Origin of the sequence: Pseudomonas gingeri, from assembly GCF_013385425.1 — a bacterium.
In the GTDB taxonomy this organism is placed as follows: Bacteria; Pseudomonadota; Gammaproteobacteria; order Pseudomonadales; family Pseudomonadaceae; genus Aquipseudomonas; species Aquipseudomonas gingeri_D.
This window is the reverse complement of record NZ_JACAQA010000002.1, coordinates 26,619-46,397: the sequence shown is the minus strand read 5'-3', so window position 1 is coordinate 46,397 and position 19,779 is coordinate 26,619. Positions and strand designations below refer to the sequence as shown.

Genomic DNA, 19,779 nt, shown 5'->3' with positions numbered 1-19,779 from the left:
GACGACTTTGTGAATCGAATGAACCTTCAACCTCGTTACTGGCTAGCGGTGGGCGCCTTAGTGGGCAGCCTGGGATTGATCTCTGGTTGCGCGGGCGATCCGCCAGACCCGCGAATCGAATTCACCGAGCTGGTCAATAAAGACCTGGCCAGCGCCTATCAACCGTCCCACAACGAAACAACCGGTTGGGGCGCCATCTGGCAACTCGATCAGCAATCGGTGGATGTGGCCTGGTTGGCGCCGGCTACCCATGAGCGCCTGCCGTTGATTATCTACTTGCCGGGGTTGGGTGAGCCGGCCTCGGGCGGTGTGGAGTGGCGCAAGGCTTGGGCGCAAGCCGGTTATGCGGTGCTGTCCGTTCAAGGGCACGCCTATGATCAGTCGATTTTTGCCTCGGCGCAGGCGTTGGATGGCGACTTCCGTGGCGTGGCCAGCACTCATTACACCGCCGCCGCCTTGCGCGACAGGCTGTCCACCTTGCAGAAAGTCCTGACTGAGGTTCGGGCCCGGGCGGCGAAAGGCGACGCACAACTGGCGGCCATCGACTGGGACCAGGTCGTGGTGGCCGGCTTTGATTTAGGGGCACAGACCGCTGAGGCACTGGCCGGGGCGCTGGAACCTGGCGCTACGTCGGGCGTCGCGATTCAGCCCAAGGCGCTGTTGTTGCTCAGTCCTTATGTGGAAGCCGGTGCTCGGCCAGGGCTGTTCGCCCAGATGTCGGCGCCCGTGCTGTCGATGACCGGTCAGGAGGATGAAGATCCGTTCAACTGGGTCAGTTCCTATCGCCAGCGACAGGTGCTGGGGGAGTCGGTGACGGTGGCCGGCAGCGTTCAGTTGGAGCTGAACAAAGCGACGCACAAGACCTTGTCCGGTACCGAGCTGTTCAACCGACCATCGAAAAAAGCCGACAAGGGCAGCGACCCGTCCGGCGATGCTCCCAAGAGCAGAGGGCACAAGCACGGTGGCGCCAAGCCCGGCGGTGGCGTCCATAGTTCGATGGCGGGCGAACCGGCCCCGGATCCCAAGCAAGTGGCCGCGATTCAGGCAATCGGTGTGGCGTTTCTCGATAGCCGCATCAAACACAATCCCGCGGCCACCGAATGGTTGCTGAAAGGCGCGCCAGGTTGGCTGGAGGGGGCGGGGCGGTTGAAGTAGTTTTGGGCAGGGTCAACGGCTGTTCAATGGCCCGGCGCGTTTCATCCGCCCCACTCCGGGAAATCTCGCCGATTTGTGTTTCTATGCAGGAGCCCTATAAGAGGTCCAATCGTCGGCTTTCGAGTACAGGCCACCCTGGGCCCTGAGTACGTCCTCGACCAGGAACGGCACCACGTTGGTCAGGCCCACGGCCTCTTCTTCGGTATTGGTGAGCCCAGTGACTTTCTTGCCCTCGACCAGCGGACGGCCATCCGCTTTCTTGACATGACGCAGTACGTCGGGCGCGTGGCAGACGAGGGCGGCAGGTTTACCGGCCGCGAGGAACGACTGGATCAACTGGGTCGAGTGCTGGTCTTCGGCCAGATCCCACAGTGAGCTTCCTTTTTTTCATCTGATGTGAAGGCCGCCGCTCACTTTAACGAGGGTTAAGCCCGCTCGTTCTTCGACGAGTCCATGACGATGTAGCTGGTGATCGACGATACATGAGGCAAGGTACCGAGAACGTCGGTATGAAATGTCTTGTACGCCTTGATATCCGCAACCTCTACGCGCAGCAGGTACTCGATGGCGCCCGTGATGGTGTGGCATTCCACGACTTCCGGAGCGCCAGCGATGGCGCGCTCGAAGGCCTGAAGGCTTTCCTTGGTGTGATTGGAAAGGCCTACGGTGATGTACACCACAAAGCCAGCCCCCAGGCGGGATCTATCGATAACGGCCCGGTATCCGGTGATGATACCGGCAGATTCCAGGTCCTGTACCCGCCTCAAGCAAGCAGAGGGGGACAGACCGACCCGTTCAGCCAGTTTCACATTGGTTTGGCGCGCGTCCTTGGCAAGCTCGGACAATATTCTTTCGTCAATTCGGTCTAAAGCTGTTGTTTGTTGCATGGATCCGATTTTTGCTCGTGAGTTCACAAGAAAATTCTGTGATTTAAGCAATAGAATATTCCGCTTCATGGGCTTGATACAACAGATGAATATATGAGCGATATGGCGTTTCTTTTCCCTTTTCTGCTTTTCGCCATCGTGATGACAGGCACGCCGGGCCCGAATAATGCGATGGTCCTCGTATCGGGTGCCCGGGTAGGGGTCTGGCGCACGATGCCCCTCGTGTGGGGCATCGTGGCAGGTGTGGCGCTCCAGTTGGTGATACTGGGCCTGGGCCTCGGAGCGGTGTTCGAGGCCATTCCGGGGTTCCACACCGCGTTGAGCATCGTGGGGGCGACCTACATTTTATGGCTCGCGTGGAAGATTGCCTCCAGCGGTCCGTTGGTGATCGGCGATGAGGAGCGCTCGCCCATGGGTTTTTTCGGCGGGGTGGTTTTTCAGTGGATCAATCCCAAGGCGTGGGCCATATCGATCAGCGCGGCAGCCACCTATATTCCCCTCGAGAACCATCTTGTGAACGTGTTCATGACCGCTGCGCTGCTGGCGGTCGTGTCTACTCCCTGTGTCGGGATCTGGGCGGTGGGTGGGGTGGTATTTCGACGTTTCCTGATGCGAGCGAATGTGGCGTTGGTCTTCAATATCGTCATGGCGCTTGTCTTGTTAGGCGCTACCCTGCCAGCCATTGTGCGTCTAACCCATTGATTGCCTGGAGCGTCGATCAAGGCGATGGCGCGCGCTGAGTGTGCTGATCGACTTTCTCAGCAGTCGGATTCCGTTTCTTTCCTGATGAGGCGCAAGCGGGCCGCGCCAGCCTTGGGGGCACGCATCGAACACACTCACGCCGGTGGACCAGATGTACATCATGGCGCCGATCATCATGAAGCCGAGGAAGGTGGCGATACGCGCCTTGCGAATGCGCAGGGGGATCGGTGTTTGCTGAAGAGTATTCATCGCGCTGCAGGGTCCCTTTTATTTTTGTCGGGTGGTTATGCACCTGGATATTTATCATTTGAGTTATACGAATAACTTTCAAAAATAAAGCGTGAGGAGGAGAGTGTGTCAACGATTTCAGATTACGCTCTCCACCGAGCACCGGGTGGGTGGCCTAATTTGAAATTTTGAGTTATACGTATAACTTATTTCGTCCGAGCAAGGGGTTTGCGTGTCCTCTCAAGAATGGGTTGTGCCGTGCGCTACGCCGCACATGTCGGCCTATCGGTTGACGTTTTTGATGTCGGGCCTGTGCATGGGCACCTGGGCCCCGTTGGTTCCCTATGCGCGAAGCCGCGCGGGGATCGATGACGGGGCGCTGGGCCTGTTGCTGCTCTGCCTGGGCCTCGGTTCTCTGGTGATGATGCCGCTCGCCGGCATTCTGAACGCGCGGAAAGGTTGCCGCTTTACCATGCATGTCGGTATCGCCCTGGTGCTACTGACATTGCCGATTCTGGCCACGACCGATTCCTTCGTCGGCTTGATGTTCGCCCTGACCGTGTTCGGCGCCGGGTGTGGCTCGGTCGACGTGACGATGAATGTCCAGGGGGTGATGGTTGAGCGGGCTACCGGTCGCTCGCTGATGTCCGGGTTTCATGGCTTGTTCAGCCTGGGCACGATTGTCAGTGCGGCGGGGATCACCGCATTGCTCTGGCTCGGCGCCACGCCGTTGCAGGCCAGCGCGGCGGTCATGGCGGCACTGGCGGCCTTTGTCCTGACCTACGGGCGGCAGATGCTCGGGCGCAGTGGGGACGAGGGCAGTCCGGCCTTTGTCAGGCCCACGGGCAAAGTCCTGGTGCTGGGGGTGTTGTGCTTGTTCGCTTTTATGGCTGAAGGCGCCATTCTTGACTGGAGCGCGGTGTTCCTGACCCAGGTGCGCGGCGTCGAGCATTCCATTGGCGGCCTGGGCTACGCGGCCTTCGCGGTGATGATGGCGCTGGGACGTCTGACGGGTGACCGGATCCTGCTCAAGCTCGGCTCGCGGGTGGTACTGATCGGCGGCGGCCTGATTGTGATCATCGGATTCCTGGTGGTCGTGCTGGCGCCGAACTGGCTGGTGAACCTGGTGGGCTTTGCGGTGATCGGCATCGGCCTGGCGAACATTGCCCCGGTCTACCTGTCCCTGGCGGGTACGCAAAAGAGCATGCCGGGAGAGTTGGCGATTGCCGCGGCCACCAGCCTCGGCTACCTCGGTATCCTCATGGGCCCGGCCGTTATCGGGCCGTTTGCCCAGGCGACCAGCTTGTCCTGGGCACTCCTGGCGGTGGCCGCGTTGATGCTCGCGATCATGGGCAGTGCCACGCGATTGGTTCCGAAGGTTTCCCCGCAGCGGTTACACTGAGTGCAGTTTTTTCACGGGCCTCCTTCGAGGTATTCAAAGAGATTGGGAAGCAAGCGATGGCAGCCGTTTCAATGAAAGACGTAGCACTGGCGGCGGGCGTGTCCCAGCCTGCGGTGTCTTACGCCTACAATCGCCCCTCCAAACTGTCCTCGGCCCAGCGCGAGCATATCCTTGAGGTGGCCGCTTCCTTGGGTTATCCAGGCCCCAACGTCCTGGGACGCAGCCTGCGCTCCGGCAAGATCGGGGCCATCGGTCTGATGATGATGGACAAGTTGTCCCTGGCCTTCGCCGATCCCTGCACCATTGCCTTGTTGCGTGGCATCAGTGAAGTGGGCGAGCTGGAAAACGTCGCGCTGACGTTGTTCCCCCTCAATAACAACCGCCTGGTCGGGCGTGCCCAGGCCGCCAGCCACGGCAGCCTGGCTTTGCGCGGGCTGGTGGACGGCTTGATTATCTCGACCCTGCCCGACGATCACCCGGCGGTGTTGGCCGTGGTGAAACAGAACATTCCTTTTGTGGTGATCGACTCACCGCTGGTGGAAAACTCGTTTTTTGTCGGGATCGACGATCGCGCCGCGGCCCGCGCGCAGATGCAGCACATGCTGGACCTGGGCCATCGCAAGATAGGCGTGATCATCGACCGCCTCAACCCCGACGGTTATCGCGGCCCGATCGATCAGCAGCGCTTCAAAAGCGCCAGTGAGCGCATTGTTCGTGAGCGTCTTACCGGTTATGTGGAAGCCGCCAATGCGGCCGGCCTGGCCTTTGAAGACCTGAGCGTGATCGAGGCCGGTGGATTGGATTCGACGTCGGGGCAGACGGCGGCGTTCACGCTGCTGACGTCCAATGAGGTCACGGCGGTAGTCGCCTGTTCGGATGTGATGGCAATCGCCTGCATGAAAACCGCCCATGCGCTCAATCGCAAAGTGCCGGAAACCCTTTCGGTGATCGGCTTCGACGACATTCCCGAGGCGGTGCAGCTCGGCTTGACCACCATCGCCCAGCCCATGGTGGAGAAGGGCGTCTACGCCGCGCGTCTTTTGACCGAGCAATTGAATGCCCCGGCTGACACGCCGCTGGAACCCCAGCAGAAAATTTTCGCGACCAAACTGGTGGTGCGCACCTCGACCCTCAGGGTGCGGCCGTCAGACGCGTAAGTCCCTCAAAGGCGGCGGTGTGAACCTCACACCGCCGCCTTTTTTCATTGGCCAGTGCTGAAATGCGCCGCGACCCTCAGCGCATTGGCGGCGATGGTCAGCGCCGGATTGACCGCGGCCGACGACGGGAAGAACGAGCTGTCCACCACCCAGACGTTATCCAGGTCATGCAGCTTGCAGTTCAGGTCCAGCACGCTGGTGGTCGGGTCCTTGCCCATCACGGCGGTGCCACACTGGTGGGAGTTGGTGGCGATGCCCATGCGCGCTTTCAGGATCAGCGGGTAGCCGGCCTTGCGCAGCACATCACTGGTCTTGCTCACCAGGCCCTCATGGGCCATGAGGTTGTTGGGCGTCCAGTGGACCTTGATCGCGCCGCGTTGCTTGTCATAGGTGACACGGTTGTCCTGGGTCGGCAGGTCCTCGGAGGTCAGGTACAGGTCGACGCTGTGGTCGGTGATGTAGCGCGAGGCGAACCTGGGCAACCAGGGGCGCATGGCGCTGATCATCGGCTCGCGGATTTTACCGAGCATTTGCACGTTCCCCAGAGGGAACGCATTGTGCGGGCCGGCGCTGTACCAGTCGTTGACGGCCAGGGTCTTCTGGAAGGTGACCTTGTTCTTGCGCCGAGGGTCCACGGCCAGCATGAAGGTGCTGTTGTGCACCATGTAGTTGCGGCCCAGTTGCCCCGAGCTGTTGCCCAGGCCCTCCGGGTGCTGGGGGCTGGCCGACTTGAACAACAGCGCGGCACTGTTCACCGCACCGCAGGCCAGCACGAAGCGTTTGGCGCGCAGCGTCACATCGCGCCCGTCGAGCTGGCCGTGGGCCTCGCTGACGCTGCGACCGTCGGCGGCGGTGCTCAGGCGTTTTATGGCGGTACGGGTCAACAGCCGGACGCTGCCACCGCGCAAGGCCGGCCTCAACGCCGAGACTTCGGCGTCGGCCTTGGCATCGAGCAGGCAAGGGTAGCCGTCGCAGGTTGAACACAACACGCAGTCACCGCCGTCGCCATAGTCCACCGCCGCCGGCATCACGAAGGGGGTGAGTCCGGACAGCCGCAGACGTTGCGCCAGGGGAGCCAGGGCCGCGTCATGGGCAAGCGCCGGTTGCGGATAGGGGCCGGAGCGCCAGGGTTCGCTGGGGTCGGCGCCGGCCTGGCCATGCACCCGGTAGAGCTTCTCCGCTTCGGCGTACCAGGGTTCGAACTCGGCATAACTGATGGGCCATGCCGGCGACAGGCCTTCGGCATGCTGGATTTCGCCGAAGTCCGCCTCGCGAAACCGGGGGAGCATGGCGCCGTAGAATTTGGTGTTGCCGCCGACGTAATAAAACACCCCGGGGGAAAACGCCTGGTTGGCCTGGTCCAGCCAGGATTCGGCGTTGCGGTAGCGGCCTTGGCCGAAGACGGCTTCGGCGCTCCAGTTCTGGATCTCACGGGGCAGGAAATCACCGCGTTCGACGATCACGATATCCAGCCCGCTGTCGCGCAGGGCATGGGCGAAAGTCGAACCGCCCATGCCCGAACCGATAATCACCACATCACAGTTGATAGTGCCATCTGCATCAGGTGTCACCACGTCGAGGGCGCGGGGCGCCCTCGGTTGTGGTTTCAGCTCTGCATGATGCGAAATCAATGCATCACTCATATTGAGCTGCTCCAGCGTTTACAGGTGTTGTTCGGAGTTACGGATTTGCCAGTATTCATCCTGGCGTTCGTCGGTGATGTATTCCGGAATCGGGAAGTCCCACCAGCCGGGTACCCACGGGCCTGCGGCGTCGCGGTCGGTCGGCACTTCGATCAGTACCGGCACGTTCAGGTCCAGGGCCTCCTGAAGGATCGGCTCAAGATCCTCAGGGCGCTCGACGCGATAGGATTTCAGGCCGAAGGCTTCGCCGACCGCCTTGAAGTCCGGGCTGTAGGGCGTGCCGTCCGGGTGGTTGAACTCGGTACCGATATGACGGCTGGTCTGCTTGCGCTGGCCACCGCGAATCGACATGTAGCCGGCGTTGTTCTGGATCAGGAACACCACGGGAATGTTGTTGGTGACGCAGATGGCAATTTCCTGGGAGGTCATCAGGAAATCGCCATCCCCGAGGATGCACACCACCGGCTGGTTCGGCGCGGCCAGCTTGGCGCCGATAGCGGCGGGTACCGCCCAGCCCATGGACGAGAAACCGCCGGAGGTCAGGTGCGTGCGTGGGGTGTACACCGGGAAGGTCTGCTTGACCGCGCCCTGGGTGTTGCCGGAGCCGACGACCACGATGGTGTCGCGCGGGAAGATCTTGCGCAGTGCGCCCAGCGGGCGTTGCGAGGTAAACGGGAAACGGTCGGAGTCACGACGGCCGGCCAGTTTGCTTTCCCACTCGTCCTGATAGCCGCGCAGGTCGTTCAGGTACTCTTCGCGATCCACCGTCTGGCCTTTCAAACCTTCCACGATGGCGGCCAGCGCGTGTTTCGCGTCGGCACAAATACCCACGGTCACCGGATAGTTCTTGCCGATCTCGTGGGGATCGATGTCGATATGGATCAACTTCGAGGGCGGGATGGCAAAGGTCACGCCCTTGGCATAGCTGGACGACGACCAGTCGGTAAAGCGGCAACCCACTGCGATGATCACATCGGCGGTGGAGGCGACCTTGTTGCCGCACAGGGTGCCGGTCTGGCCAACGCTGCCGGCGAACAACGGGTGATCTTCCGGGAAACCGCTCTTGCCGTTCCAGGTGGTGACGACCGGGATTTTCCAGGCTTCGGCCAGGGCAAGTATTTCAGCGCTGGCCTCACCGGTAATGACCCCGCCGCCGATGACCAGCACCGGGCGTTTGCTGGCTTTCAGCTCTTCCACCGCCCGCGCCGTAGCGGCAGGATCCGGGAAGCTTTTGCCGATAGGGGTACGTTCTTCCAGGGCATGCAGGGTCACTTCAGCCGCTTCGGCCTGCACATCCATCGGGATTTCCAGGTGCACCGGACCCGGACGCCCGGTGACCATCGCACTCCAGGCGCGGTGCATCATGAACGGCAGCTCTTCGACGCGGGTGGCCACCCAATGGCGCTTGGTGACGGCCTCGGCGATTTTCGGGAAGTCGTTGTCGGTGTAGCGTTCCAGCTCCTGCAACAACCCGTGGCCGCGCATGTGGGTGGGTGGCCCGCCGGTGATCAGCATCAGGCTGGTGGAGTCGGTGAAGGCGGTGGCCATGCCGATCACGGTATTGGCCGCGCCGGCACCGATGGAGGTGACGGCCGCCATCGGCTTGCCGCTGACCCGGTAGTAACCGTCGGCGAGGTGAACCGCGCTCTGCTCGTGGAAGACCTGGATGAACTTGAGCTTCGAGTCTTCCTCGAGGAAGGCATCGGTCAGTGTCCAGATGCCATGGCCAGGGATACCGGCGACGTACTCGACGCCATAATTTTTCAGGGTTTGTGCCACGATCTGGCTGCCGGTCAATTTAGTCATGACAGGACTCCTAGGTTGGATGAAGCGGGGGTGGTTGCGTCGGTGTGTTCGGTGCTGGCCGCGCGCCCGCGGGTCGCCCAGTTCAGGCCCTGTTTGGTCAGGCGGCGGATATTCGGGTCGGCCAGGTTGCTGGTGTCGTGCCCGATGGAGTGATAGAACACCCGCCCCAGGCCCCACTGGCGTACCCAGGCCACCGGGCTGCGATGGCCCTCGAGCCAGGGGAACGGGTTGCCGTCGAAGGTGGTTTCGGCCAGCACCTGGATGTTCGGGTCGACCTGCATGTAGTACTGCTCGGAGCGGACTTCGAAATCCTCGACGCCCTGAGTCACCTCGTGGCTGTGGTCGATCACATTGACCTGGTACGGGTGGGGGAAACCTTCGCCCATCGGATGCTCAAGGAAGGAGCCGCCCAACACCCAGTGGTACTTGAGGCTGGCGCGAAAGGCCGCGCCAGCCCCGTGCCAGCCCACCAGGCCGGTGCCGCTTTCGATTGCTTCGAGCAGGCGGTTTTCCTGGGAGGCGGTCAACGTCTCGGTGGTGACAGCGTTGTTCCAGCCGATCACGATCAGGTCATAACCGGTCAAGTCCCTGTCCAGGGTGAAGATATCGGTCGATTCTTCGACATCGAAGTCCAGCTCCTGGAAAACGGTCCGCGCCCATGCCGCGATTTCGTAGGGGTAATGGCCGGGCCAGCCCCCGAACAGATACAAGACTCGACTCACGGTTGGTCACCTCTTTGGGTTGGGTGTGATTATTGGGTTATACGTATAACCGTTTATTTAAACTATCACTCCGTATTCCTAAGTCAATGGCCCTGTCGTTTTTTTTCACCCAAGCCGGTATTACGCTCTTTAATGGCGATTTTATGGCTGTTTAATCGGTCAAATGGCGGCAGGTAGTGCCAATGAAGCATGGGTTTTCAGCTTTTCATAAAAAAAGTTATACGAATAACTTATGCGTCATTGGCAGCGCTTCAACATTGCGTCTGTGCTGCGTCAGGTTGCGTCACCAATAACGAGGCTGCGAAATTGCCCGGGGCAGGGGGCTGGGAAAAGATGATCGCTGACGCCGAGTGCGTCTGGCATGCACTCAAGAACCACCTGGAGCCCATTGATGATTCGATACCTGAAAACCAGCAAACCGGTTGAAGCCCAAGCCGAGATTGCTTCCCAAGTCCGCGCTACCGTTGAGCAAATCATCGCCGACGTGGCCAGCAACGGCGACGCCGCCGTGCGTGAATACTCGAAGAAGTTCGATCACTGGTCGCCGGTCTCTTTCCGGCTGACTGACGAGGAAATTGCCGCGTGCGTCGAGAGTCTTTCGGAGCAGGAAATCGGCGACATAAGGTTCGCCCAGGCCCAGGTTCGCCGTTTTGCCGAAGTGCAAAAGGCCTCCATGCACGACGTCGAAGTCGAAACCCTGCCGGGTGTGATCCTCGGGCACCGCAATATCCCGGTGAACTCGGTGGCTTGCTACATCCCGGGCGGGAAATACCCGTTGCTGGCCTCGGCCCATATGAGCGTACTGACCGCCAAGGTGGCGGGGGTGAAACGTGTGATCGCCGCCGCACCGCCGTTTGACGGCAAGCCCCATCCGGCCATCGTGACCGCCATGTACCTGGCCGGGGCCGATGAAATCTATTGCGTTGGCGGGGTGCAGGCGATTGCCGCTTTTGCCTTGGGCACCGACACGTTCAAAGCGGTGGACATGATCGTCGGCCCCGGCAACGCCTATGTCGCCGAAGCCAAGCGCCAACTGTTCGGCAAGATCGGTATCGACCTGATCGCCGGCCCCACCGAAACCCTGGTGATTGCCGATGACAGCAGCGATGTCGAAATCATCGCCGCCGATTTGCTCGGCCAGGCTGAGCACGGCATCAACTCGCCCGCGGTGTTTCTGACCAATAGCGCCGAGCTGGCGGAAACCCTGCCGGCGGAAATAGAACGCCAGTTGGCCATCCTTTCCACCGCTCCCGTGGCTTCAGTCGCCTGGCGTGATTATGGCGAGATCATCCTGTGCGACACGGTGGATGAGCTGGTGCAGGAAGCCGACCGGATTGCTTCCGAGCACGTGCAGGTCATGACCAGGGATCCGCTGTATTTCCTGGAGCACATGACCAACTACGGCGCGCTGTTCCTCGGTGAGCGCACCAACGTTTCCTATGGCGACAAGGTCATCGGCACCAACCACACCCTGCCCACCACCGGCACAGCGCGTTACACCGGTGGCCTTTGGGTCGGCAAGTTCATCAAGACCTGCACCTACCAGCGTGTGCTGACGGATGAGGCCTCAGTGCTGGTGGGCGAATACTGCTCGCGTTTGTGCGGTATGGAAGGCTTCGCCGGGCACAAGGAACAGGCGGATATCCGTATTCGTCGCTACAAGAAGCCCGCTTGAGGGCAATCCTTCAATCGCTCCAGGCTCCCTACCCGGGGAGCTTTTTTTTGCCTGATGGAACACGCGGAGTATCGCTCGAAAAAAAACGCTGGAGCATGCCCTGATTAAACAGGTCATGCTCCAGCGTCGAGCTCAGGTCAGGTTCAAACCCTTGTCATTCAGGCGGGTAGCACCACAAAGCTCTCGGGTTTGCAGGTGAGCGCCACATCCGTACCCGGCGGCAGTGCGTGAGTGCCGGGGGTGGGCAGTTGCTGGCATTTGAGGGTGAAGCTGCCGCCGGCAACTTCCACTCGGTAAATCACCCGGTTGCCGATGAACGAGGTGTCTTTGACTTTCCCGGCAAAGGCACCGTCGGCCAGCGTGGCGCCGAGCGCCGGCTCAAGGCCGATGGTCTCGGGGCGGATCGACACATTGACCGGCCCGGTCCCCAAGCTGGCCTTGGCGGTATGGGCGTAACGCCCGAACGGCAGCTCGACATAGCCGTCACGGGTATCACCCGACCGGTAGGTGCCATTGACGATATTGGTGTCGCCGAAGAATTTCGCGGCGAACAAGGTGCGGGGCGACCAGTACATCTCTTGTGGCCCGCCGATCTGCTCGATGCCGCCCTTGTTCAGCAGCACCACGCGGTCCGAGAGGATCATTGCCTCGTCCTGGTCGTGGGTGACATAGACGAAGGTGGTCGAGGTCTCTTCGTGGATGCGTTTGATCTCGTTGAGCATATGGTGGCGGATCTTCAAGTCCAGGGCCGCCAGGGGTTCGTCCAGCAGCAGCACGGCGGGCCGGTTCACCAGCGCGCGGGCCAGGGCCACACGTTGTGCCTGCCCGCCGCTGAGCTCGGAGATCCAGCGGTTCTTGAAGCTCTCCAGTTGCACCAGTTCCAGCGCCTTGTTCACTTCACGCTTGATCTCGTCCTTGGGTTTTTTCTTCAGGCGCAGGCCGAAGGCCACGTTGTCGAACACATCCAGGTGAGGGAACAGGGCGTATTTCTGGAACACCATATTGACCGGACGGTGTTCCGGCGCCAGGGACGTGGAGTCCTTGCCGTCGATCACCACCTTGCCGGTGGTGGGCTCTTCGAAGCCGGCGATGATGCGCATCAGGGTGGTCTTGCCGCAGCCGCTGGGGCCGAGCAGGGTCAGGATCTCGTTGCGCTTGACCGTCAGGTCGACTTTGCCCAGGGCGGTCAGGTTGCCGTAGCTTTTGGAAATTCCGGTCAGTTCAATGCTATTGGTCATGGTGATTACTCTACGGTTTCAGCACGTTCAAGTTCGAGGCGGCGACGGCGCAAGGTCATGACCAGGCCGGCAATGGCGATAATGGCGATGGTCACCACCAGCATGAATACCGAGGCGGCATTGATGGTGGGGCTGACGGCGCGGCGCATCATCGAAAGAATCATCAGGGGCAACGTGGTATCGCTGCCGGTGACGAACACGGTGATCAGGAATTCGTCCATGGACAGTGCCACCGCCAGGATCGCGGCACCGGCGATGGTCGGGCCGATGATCGGCAGCGTCACCAGCCAGAACGCCTTCAGGGGCGAGGCACCGAGGTCACGGGCGGCCTCTTCGAACGACAGGTCGAAGTATTCCAGCCGTGAGCGCACCGATTCGACGAAGAACGGAAAGGTGAACAGCGTATGACCGATGACCACCGTCAGCAGTGAGCGGGGCAGGCCGATCAACGAGAAGAAAATCACCAGGGCGATCCCCAGGAACAACCCGGGCAAGGTGATGGGCGCGAAGTTCATAAAAGCGAACACGGCCTTCACACGACCTTTCATGCGCATCAGCGCCAGTGCCGAGAACGTGCCCAGCAGCGTGGTGAGGATGGCCGAACTGACGGCAACGATGGCACTGTTGGTCAGTGCCGTCATGAAGTCCGAACTGCTGAACAGCGCCTCATACCACTGGGTCGAGAACCCTTCGAAGGGGAACGACAGCGAGGCGGATGAGTGAAAGCTGAACAGCGCGATAATCGCGATGGGTGCATAGAGGAACAGCATATAGACGTAAGTGAATAACCGAATCATGGCGAGTTACCTTTGGGTGGGCGGCATTCAGTCGTGATAGCGCTTGCCGGGGGCCAGGTTTGCAGCCCGCAAAAAGCCCAGCAGCAGCGCGTACACCAGCATGAATACAATCAGCAGCAGGTAGGCCATCGCCGCACCCAGCGGCCAGTTGCCGACCGAGCGAAACTGGTTGGCAATCACCAGGCCGGTGGTCATCGCATCCCTGCCGCCGAGCATTTGCGGCGTGACGTAGTCACTGGCGGCGAGGACGAAAGTGAACATGAATGAACTGACAATGCTCTTGTGCGCCATCGGCATGATCACCCGCCAGAGGATGGTGGCGCCGCTGGCGCCCAGGTCGGCAGCGGCCTCCAGGTAATCGCGCTTGATATCCCGCAGGCCCGACACCAGCAGCAACAGGGTGAAGGGCAGCATGATGTGCACCAGGGTCAATACCACCGAGAACTTGCTGAACACCAGCCATTCCAGCGGTTGGTCGATCAGGCCGAAGTGCTGCAACGTCGAGTTGATCACCCCGTTGGTGCCCAGGATCGAGCGCCATGCATAGACCCGTACCAGGTAGCTGGAAAACCACGAGATCAGGGCCAGGTACAGCACGGCATTGGAGCGTGTTCGATAAACGATGTAGTAGGCCACCGGGGCACTGATGACGGTGGAGAGCAAGGCGGTCCAGAAACCGTTTTGCAGGGCGATCCACAGCGATTCATAGAACCCGCTGGCGCCCAGTGCCCTGACATAGTTGGCCAGCGTCGCGGCGGGCTCCATGCTGAAGGTCTTGGCGGTCCAGAAACTGGCAACCAGCAGCAGCACGGATGGCACCAGGAAAAACACCAGCAGAAAGAGCAGCGGGGGCGATGCCAGCCAATAGCCGCTGAGGGTTTTCTTATCGATTTTTATGGGGTTGAGGGCCTTCGAATCCTTGCCTTCAAGGGTGATGGGTTCGCTGTTGTTGACTACGGTCATGATGAGGTTGCCTGTGCTTTTTTTCGATAACGAGGGCGCTTTGGCGTGAGAGCAGCGTGTTCGAAAACACGCACTCTACTGTTCCGTCGAGAGCTCTAGAACGAGCCTTTGAAGTTGGCCCACTGATCGATCCATTCAGCATAGGTGACATACTGGTCAGAGCTCAGCGGCGGCTGGCCGTAGAGTTTGGATTTCTCGAAGAAGCTGTCCAGGTGCTCGTAGTCGAAGGTGTTTCTCAGCTCGGCGGAGAGCAGGGGGATGGCCTTGGGATTGACGACGGCGGAGAACATGGTGGTCGCCATCTTGGCCTGGGTTTCGGCCTCCAGTGTCTTGTTGATGAAATCCAGGGCCAGGGGGATGTCCTTGGCGGTTTTCGGAATGAACAAGGCATCGCACCACAGGGCTGCCCCTTCCTGGGGGACAGAGAGTGCGGTCGTTACGCCGCGCTTGATGGTTTCGCTCGGGGTATTGGCGGACGCCGAGAACACCGCATCCACTTCGCCCGATACCAGCAGGGACACCGCATCGCCCGAAGAGGCGGCAAATACGCGGCACTGATCCCGGTAAGGCTTGAGTTTCTCGAAGCAGTCCTTGAACTCGGCATGGGTCAGGTTGGGGTATTTGTCGCCGTAGCCGCCAATGGTCGCGATCAGTGACCAGTTCGAGGTGCCGTCATCGACAAAGGTCAGCCGGCCCTTGAGTTTCGGGTCCAGCAGATCCTTGTACTCGGTCGGTTTGTTCACCTTCTTGGGGTTGTAGACGATGGTGTTCATGCCCCACAGCAGCGGAATGCCCCATTGCTTGCCATCCCAGTACCAGCGGCTGCCTTTGTAGAACAACGGCAGGGTGTTGTCGGCCGAGTAGTTGGGAACCTTCGAGGTGTCGATGGCCTTGAGCAGGCCCATTTCCTTATAGATCTTCTCGTAGCCCAGGGCGTACATGGTCAGGTCAAGCTGCACGGGATCGGTGCCGGCCAGTCGGGCGGTGATGTCGTCCTGGTTGCTGGCATAGCTGGAGTGGACAGTGATACCCCTCTGCTTGCGCCAATCGGCCAATTCAGCTTCACCGGTTTCACCTTCCCAACCGAGAATTTCCAGGTGGCCACCTGTAGCGGCAAACACACTCGGCGCGAACGAGCCGATATACAACCCGGCCGCCGAGGCGGCGGCACCCAGCAAAAACGTGCGCCGTTTCAAGGTGAGGGCGTCCAGGCCAATGCCGGTCAAACCATAACCCGTCTCATTTTCTTTTTTCATTTCGAGTTCCTGCCTAGGGTGGTGGGTGCAAATTGTTGTCTGCGGTGGTGTAGATCGGCAGTGTTATGGCCAGCATTGATTCCCTGCGGCTGGAGAGGCGGTTGAGGCCTCAACTGATCCGATTGACTCTTCCTCGGCTGGGCGACGCAGGGCTTGTACTTGGCTTGCAACATCAAGGCCTGAAGCGGCGCGCCCAGCGCTTGATAGGCTCGGCTTGTTGTTTTCATGGATTGAGTATTCGCTGGGCAGGCAGGGCACTCAATTTCGCAGGCCTTTTAAAAGCGACGCACTCTGACGCATCAAAGTGACCTAATCGGCGCAGCTGGCGCCTGCCGGCGATGGTTCTCCCCAGGCGGGTGGGAAGGGTGGGCGGTTGCGTCAACCTGCGTCTCTTTTGCCTGGGGTGCGAAATTGAGCCGGGCCTGTTCCGGGCCAATACTCCCGAGGCGATCCTTGGACGAGGCGCGGTGCATTCGCGCCGAGGCCGGCGCCTGTTTGACGGGAGTGTTGCGTGAAACTCACTGGTGGCCAGATTGTTGCGAAAGCGCTGAAAGCGAACGGTGTCGACTATGTGGCCGGGATGCCGGGTGACGGCTCCTGGGCGCTGTTGGAGGCGTTGCTGACGCCGGGGACCGATATTCCGTTTATTCACGTCATGCAGGTGCACAGCGCCGTCCATCTTGCCGATGGCTACTTTCGTGCCTGCGGCCGTCCCATGGCCGTCGTGCTGACGGGGTCGACGGGCCTTTCCAAAGCGCTGGGAGCCCTGGCGGTTGCCCGGGAGGACGCCTCGGCGCTGCTGCTCATCAGCGATGCCCGGGTCGAGGCGGGCGCCGCCGACACGAAAGAGCAGGGCGTGGTGTCGGTGATCGAGCAACTTCCCCAGGCCCTGCGCCAGGCGTTCGATACGATGTTGAACGACCGCGCAGGTCCCGTCAGCCTGGCTATTGACGTGGCGGTTCAGCACGCCTCCATCGACGCCCGCCTGCCGCCCGCCACCTTGCGGGCGGAACCCCAGGTCATCCGGCGAAAAACAGTCGTGTTGCGCGAAGGTCGCGCGCCGCGCTCGGTGCTGGAAGGGGATGCGCTCCTGGTGGTCGGTGGGGGGCGCATCCAGGCCATGGTCCGCGAGATGTTTCCTCTCCACTACCCGGGCCGGCAGCTCAGCGCCGGGAATCCCGACACCTTGGGCTGGGCGGTGCCAGCGGCCATCGGGGCAAAGCTCGCCATGCCGGCGCGCCAGGTGGTGTGTGCCGTGGGCAACGGGGATTTCCTGCAGTCAATGCAGGAGATGGCGGTGTGCATGATGCACAGCATTCCGGTGGTGTTCCTGGTCTTCAACAGCAGTGGTGACCTGGGCGATGCACAAGCGCTGCCCATGGCGCCGCATCGGGCCGGTGAATTCAATTTGCCCGACGGCAAGCCTTACTCCCCGGATTTTGCCGGGATTGCCCGCAACTTTGGCCTTGAAGCCTGGCGGGTCGAATACGCTTCGCAACTCAACCCCGCCCTGATCAAGGCGCTGAACAGCAAGGGGCCGTCGCTGGTCGAGGTGATGGCGGTGCGGCAGGGCCACGAAGCGGCCCTGCAAGTGCCTCAGTCCTGACCGCCCCAGACGATGGTGGCGTTGTCGCCGGTCATGTATTCACGCACTTCCAGGGGGATGGACTGATCGCTGGGCAGTACGGCGGTGGCGTTGCGCAAGTGGTGCTTGCGGATCTTGCCCTTGTCCACGAGCCCCAGTGCCATGCGGGTGGAGAAGGGCTGGCGGAACGAGGACGAAGCCACCCCCGTCACCAGTCCATAGAGGAAGCGGATCGGGCGACGATGTTGTGGCGTCAGGATTGAAAACGTCATCTCGTTACGTTGCTTGCCTTCGAAATCCACCATGAACAACCGGTCGCCCAGCAGCAGGCAAAACCCGTGATAGGTGAATGAATAGCCGATCTTGCCGCTGCCATCGCGCAACGGAAAGCGTTCTACGGTGACGTACTGCACCATCGAATCGGCGCGATACAGGCAGGTGACCGAGCGCAGGATCCGGCCCTTGTAGATCGATGAATTGTGGTAGCGGTAATAGACGCCCAGATAGTCTTCGAGCAAGTCAGCCGACTGTTTGGCCAACGGCAGGAAATGATTGAATTGCTCCGAGGCACGCAAGTCTGTCGGCAATTCGTTTTCATACCCTTCATAGAACTTCTTGAACTCGGCGGGCGGGCGGAAAAGATCTTCCGCTTCCATCATGAAATAGCGACCGATTTTCTGAAGGATCTTTTGTGAAGGGACGTGTTGGCCCACCAGGTACTTGTTGAACTGCTGGCGGTTGACATCAACTTTGCGGCACATGTCGGCCACGGACCGGCAGGACTCCACCAGGGTACTCAGGTTCTTTTGCACATTGGCTTGCAAGTCACTGCGTACCTGCTGCCGCTCCGGGTGCGAAGTGGCGGCCGCTAACGACAGGGTGGGTGAGTCTGCGCGACGGGGCATTATTCTCTCGATGGGCTGGGTTAAGTCGCCAGTTATGCAAGTTATAGCGCGGTTATCGAATAACCTGTTGCTTAACCGTCATAACTTCCTCAAACACTTGAGCGTCCTGGTGATGGATAAAGCATGTTTCATGCCGGTTTATAGTGGGCACGGGGCACTTTCATCCATCCGTGTATGCGTCAGATTGTAAGCGGTTTTGCCCATTGTCAGGCAACGCTGATGCGCAAGGGGCTGCTGTTTTTCGGGGCGAAATCCGTTCGCCGGGATGTTCCCGGTTACTCGCGACCCCAGTCAGTAACAGATTGATTTTTCGTGGGTAACACCGCGGGTTGTGGCGGGGTGCTTCAGTTCGCGTCAGGTATCGACCGTGTGCGAAATGGAGAAACACAACATCCCCCTTGATACTCGGCTCCAGGCTCTCCGTGGAGTTTCAGCGATGGCAAGGTTGACCGGTGATATTCCCGGGAAAAGGCGATTCAAGGTCGGCATGGTCGGTGGTGGGCAAGGCGCCTACTTTGCCAGTTACCACCGTGCCGCGATGCGCCTGTGTAATCGCTTCGACATCGTCGCCGGAGCGTTCTCCGCGGATGCGGACAAATGCCGGGAGGCGGGGGCTGCGCTCAACCTCGAGCCAGACCGTATCTACCTGTCTTTCGAGGCCATGGCGGCTGCCGAGTCACGTCGGCCCGATCCCATTGAGGCGGTGGTTATCGTCACGCCCAATCACCTGCATTTCGAGCCGTGCCGGTTGTTCCTTGAGTCGGGGGTCCCGGTGATCTGCGACAAGCCCCTGGTCAACCACCCAGAAGAAGCCTTGGAGCTGGCCAGTATTGCCGCGTGGCACGATACGTTTTTTGCGCTGACCTATACCTATCAAGGCTACCCCATGGTTCGCGATGCCCGCAGCCGTATCCAGGCCGGCGAGTTGGGGTAGGTGCGCTTCCTGTATGTCGAATACCTGCTGGAGTGGTTGGCACCGGGTGTGACGGGTTTGAGCAAGAGCCTGGCCTGGCGCGGTGACCCTCGCAAAGCCGGCCCCACCGGGGCCCTGGGCGATGTCGGGACCCATGCCTTCAATATGCTGGAGTTCCTGTCCGGACGGCGCTGCACGCAGTTGAATGCGAAGTTGACCACCGTAGTGCCCGATTGGGGGCTGGACGATACCTGCGTGGTGCAACTGGAATTCGAAGGCGGCGTGGATGGCTTGTTATGGGCCAGCCTTGCGGCACCGGGTCATCGTAACGGCCTGCGTTTCAAAGTCATCGGCAGCAAGGCCTCGCTCGAGTGGTGCCAGGAGTCGCCGGAAACCTTGCTGTTCACACCCACCGATGGTGCCGACCGTGTCTACCGGCGTGGCCAGGGGGATAACGTGGCGCAGACCTTGACCTTCACCAGTTTGCCGGCGGGTAACACTGAAGGCTACCTGGAGGCGCTGGCCGTTCTCTACGCTGACTTTGCCCAGGCCCTGGATGCCGGGAAGGGCTGGCGCAGCGCGACCGGTGTGCCGTTGCCGGACATTCAGGAGGGCGTGCGCGGTGTGCTGTTGTCCCAGGCCTGCGTCGAGTCCCATCGGCGGCGTGCCTGGGTGCCTTTTCCAGATTGATTCCATGCGTGGCACGCCCGCGTATCCACGAAGTTGAGCATTCTGCTCACCCTAA

The 19,779-nt window shown here is 60.7% G+C and carries 18 protein-coding genes and 1 pseudogene; 8 read left to right on the top strand and 11 right to left on the bottom strand.

Annotated elements, in window-relative coordinates; translation table 11 throughout:
• The first annotated feature begins 18 nt into the window (after positions 1-18).
• Positions 19-1,155 (top strand): alpha/beta hydrolase, encoded by a 1,137-nt coding sequence (locus HX830_RS00750; RefSeq protein WP_177098654.1) that lies wholly within the window; start codon positions 19-21, stop codon positions 1,153-1,155.
• Between the two features lie 96 nt (positions 1,156-1,251).
• Here the strand turns inward: HX830_RS00750 and HX830_RS00745 are convergent.
• Both HX830_RS00745 and HX830_RS00740 read right to left on the bottom strand, forming a co-directional pair.
• Positions 1,252-1,527: pseudogene (locus HX830_RS00745) on the bottom strand (type 1 glutamine amidotransferase domain-containing protein); the annotation flags it as partial.
• Positions 1,528-1,580: 53 nt separating this feature from the next.
• The gene (locus HX830_RS00740; RefSeq protein ID WP_248764389.1) at positions 1,581-2,111 is read right to left on the bottom strand and encodes an Lrp/AsnC family transcriptional regulator; all 531 of its coding nucleotides are present in this window, start codon (positions 2,109-2,111) and stop codon (positions 1,581-1,583) included.
• Positions 2,112-2,135: 24 nt separating this feature from the next.
• On the opposite strand from HX830_RS00740, the gene HX830_RS00735 reads away from it, so the two are divergent.
• Positions 2,136-2,744 carry a LysE family translocator gene (locus HX830_RS00735; RefSeq protein WP_177098653.1) on the top strand — a complete coding sequence of 203 codons (609 nt, stop codon included), beginning with the start codon at positions 2,136-2,138 and terminating at the stop codon, positions 2,742-2,744.
• On the opposite strand, the gene HX830_RS00730 is transcribed toward HX830_RS00735, so the two are convergent.
• A complete protein-coding gene (locus HX830_RS00730; protein ID WP_177098624.1) occupies positions 2,733-2,993 on the bottom strand; it encodes a hypothetical protein in 261 nt (86 codons plus the stop codon). The two genes, HX830_RS00735 and HX830_RS00730, sit on opposite strands and share 12 nt — an antisense overlap.
• Before the next feature lie 253 nt (positions 2,994-3,246).
• On the opposite strand from HX830_RS00730, the gene HX830_RS00725 reads away from it, so the two are divergent.
• Positions 3,247-4,374 carry an MFS transporter gene (locus tag HX830_RS00725; protein WP_177098885.1) on the top strand — a complete coding sequence of 376 codons (1,128 nt, stop codon included), beginning with the start codon at positions 3,247-3,249 and terminating at the stop codon, positions 4,372-4,374.
• Between the two features lie 56 nt (positions 4,375-4,430).
• Positions 4,431-5,531, top strand: coding sequence for a LacI family DNA-binding transcriptional regulator (locus tag HX830_RS00720; protein ID WP_177098652.1), 1,101 nt, complete (start codon positions 4,431-4,433; stop codon positions 5,529-5,531).
• 44 nt (positions 5,532-5,575) lie between these two features.
• Here the strand turns inward: HX830_RS00720 and HX830_RS00715 are convergent, their stop codons facing one another.
• Genes HX830_RS00715 through HX830_RS00705 form a run of 3 tightly spaced genes read right to left on the bottom strand, consistent with a single transcriptional unit; the run spans position 5,576 to position 9,702 of the window.
• The gene (locus tag HX830_RS00715; RefSeq protein WP_177098651.1) at positions 5,576-7,174 is read right to left on the bottom strand and encodes a GMC oxidoreductase; all 1,599 of its coding nucleotides are present in this window, start codon (positions 7,172-7,174) and stop codon (positions 5,576-5,578) included.
• A gap of 18 nt (positions 7,175-7,192) precedes the next feature.
• Complete coding sequence (locus HX830_RS00710; RefSeq protein ID WP_177098650.1) at positions 7,193-8,980, bottom strand: thiamine pyrophosphate-binding protein; 1,788 nt, start codon at positions 8,978-8,980, stop codon at positions 7,193-7,195.
• Complete coding sequence (locus HX830_RS00705) at positions 8,977-9,702, bottom strand: ThuA domain-containing protein (RefSeq protein ID WP_177098649.1); 726 nt, start codon at positions 9,700-9,702, stop codon at positions 8,977-8,979. Before HX830_RS00705 ends, HX830_RS00710 begins: the two co-directional genes overlap by 4 nt.
• A gap of 391 nt (positions 9,703-10,093) precedes the next feature.
• Between HX830_RS00705 and hisD the strand changes: the two genes are divergently transcribed.
• Positions 10,094-11,377 (top strand): histidinol dehydrogenase, encoded by a 1,284-nt coding sequence (gene hisD / locus HX830_RS00700; protein ID WP_177098648.1) that lies wholly within the window; start codon positions 10,094-10,096, stop codon positions 11,375-11,377.
• Between the two features lie 158 nt (positions 11,378-11,535).
• Here the strand turns inward: hisD and HX830_RS00695 are convergent, their stop codons facing one another.
• From HX830_RS00695 to HX830_RS00680, 4 genes are all read right to left on the bottom strand, one after another.
• Entirely contained in the window at positions 11,536-12,615 is a 1,080-nt protein-coding gene (locus tag HX830_RS00695) for an ABC transporter ATP-binding protein (protein WP_177098647.1), read from the bottom strand.
• A gap of 5 nt (positions 12,616-12,620) precedes the next feature.
• The gene (locus HX830_RS00690; protein ID WP_177098646.1) at positions 12,621-13,412 is read right to left on the bottom strand and encodes an ABC transporter permease; all 792 of its coding nucleotides are present in this window, start codon (positions 13,410-13,412) and stop codon (positions 12,621-12,623) included.
• A 27-nt stretch (positions 13,413-13,439) separates the two neighbouring features.
• Positions 13,440-14,375, bottom strand: coding sequence for an ABC transporter permease (locus HX830_RS00685; RefSeq protein WP_177098645.1), 936 nt, complete (start codon positions 14,373-14,375; stop codon positions 13,440-13,442).
• 95 nt (positions 14,376-14,470) lie between these two features.
• The gene (locus HX830_RS00680) at positions 14,471-15,631 is read right to left on the bottom strand and encodes an ABC transporter substrate-binding protein (protein ID WP_177098644.1); all 1,161 of its coding nucleotides are present in this window, start codon (positions 15,629-15,631) and stop codon (positions 14,471-14,473) included.
• Positions 15,632-16,142: 511 nt separating this feature from the next.
• On the opposite strand from HX830_RS00680, the gene HX830_RS32365 reads away from it, so the two are divergent.
• Entirely contained in the window at positions 16,143-17,237 is a 1,095-nt protein-coding gene (locus HX830_RS32365; protein ID WP_177098643.1) for a thiamine pyrophosphate-dependent enzyme, read from the top strand.
• Here HX830_RS32365 and HX830_RS00670 read toward each other — a convergent pair.
• On the bottom strand, positions 17,228-18,094 hold the full coding sequence (locus HX830_RS00670) for a helix-turn-helix transcriptional regulator (RefSeq protein ID WP_177098884.1): 867 nt from the start codon (positions 18,092-18,094) through the stop codon (positions 17,228-17,230). The genes HX830_RS32365 and HX830_RS00670 overlap by 10 nt on opposite strands.
• Before the next feature lie 463 nt (positions 18,095-18,557).
• On the opposite strand from HX830_RS00670, the gene HX830_RS31970 reads away from it, so the two are divergent.
• Both HX830_RS31970 and HX830_RS31965 read left to right on the top strand, forming a co-directional pair.
• Positions 18,558-19,055, top strand: coding sequence for a Gfo/Idh/MocA family protein (locus tag HX830_RS31970; protein WP_256350364.1), 498 nt, complete (start codon positions 18,558-18,560; stop codon positions 19,053-19,055).
• Positions 19,056-19,724 carry a Gfo/Idh/MocA family oxidoreductase gene (locus HX830_RS31965; RefSeq protein WP_371317464.1) on the top strand — a complete coding sequence of 223 codons (669 nt, stop codon included), beginning with the start codon at positions 19,056-19,058 and terminating at the stop codon, positions 19,722-19,724.
• The last annotated feature ends 55 nt before the right edge of the window (positions 19,725-19,779 follow it).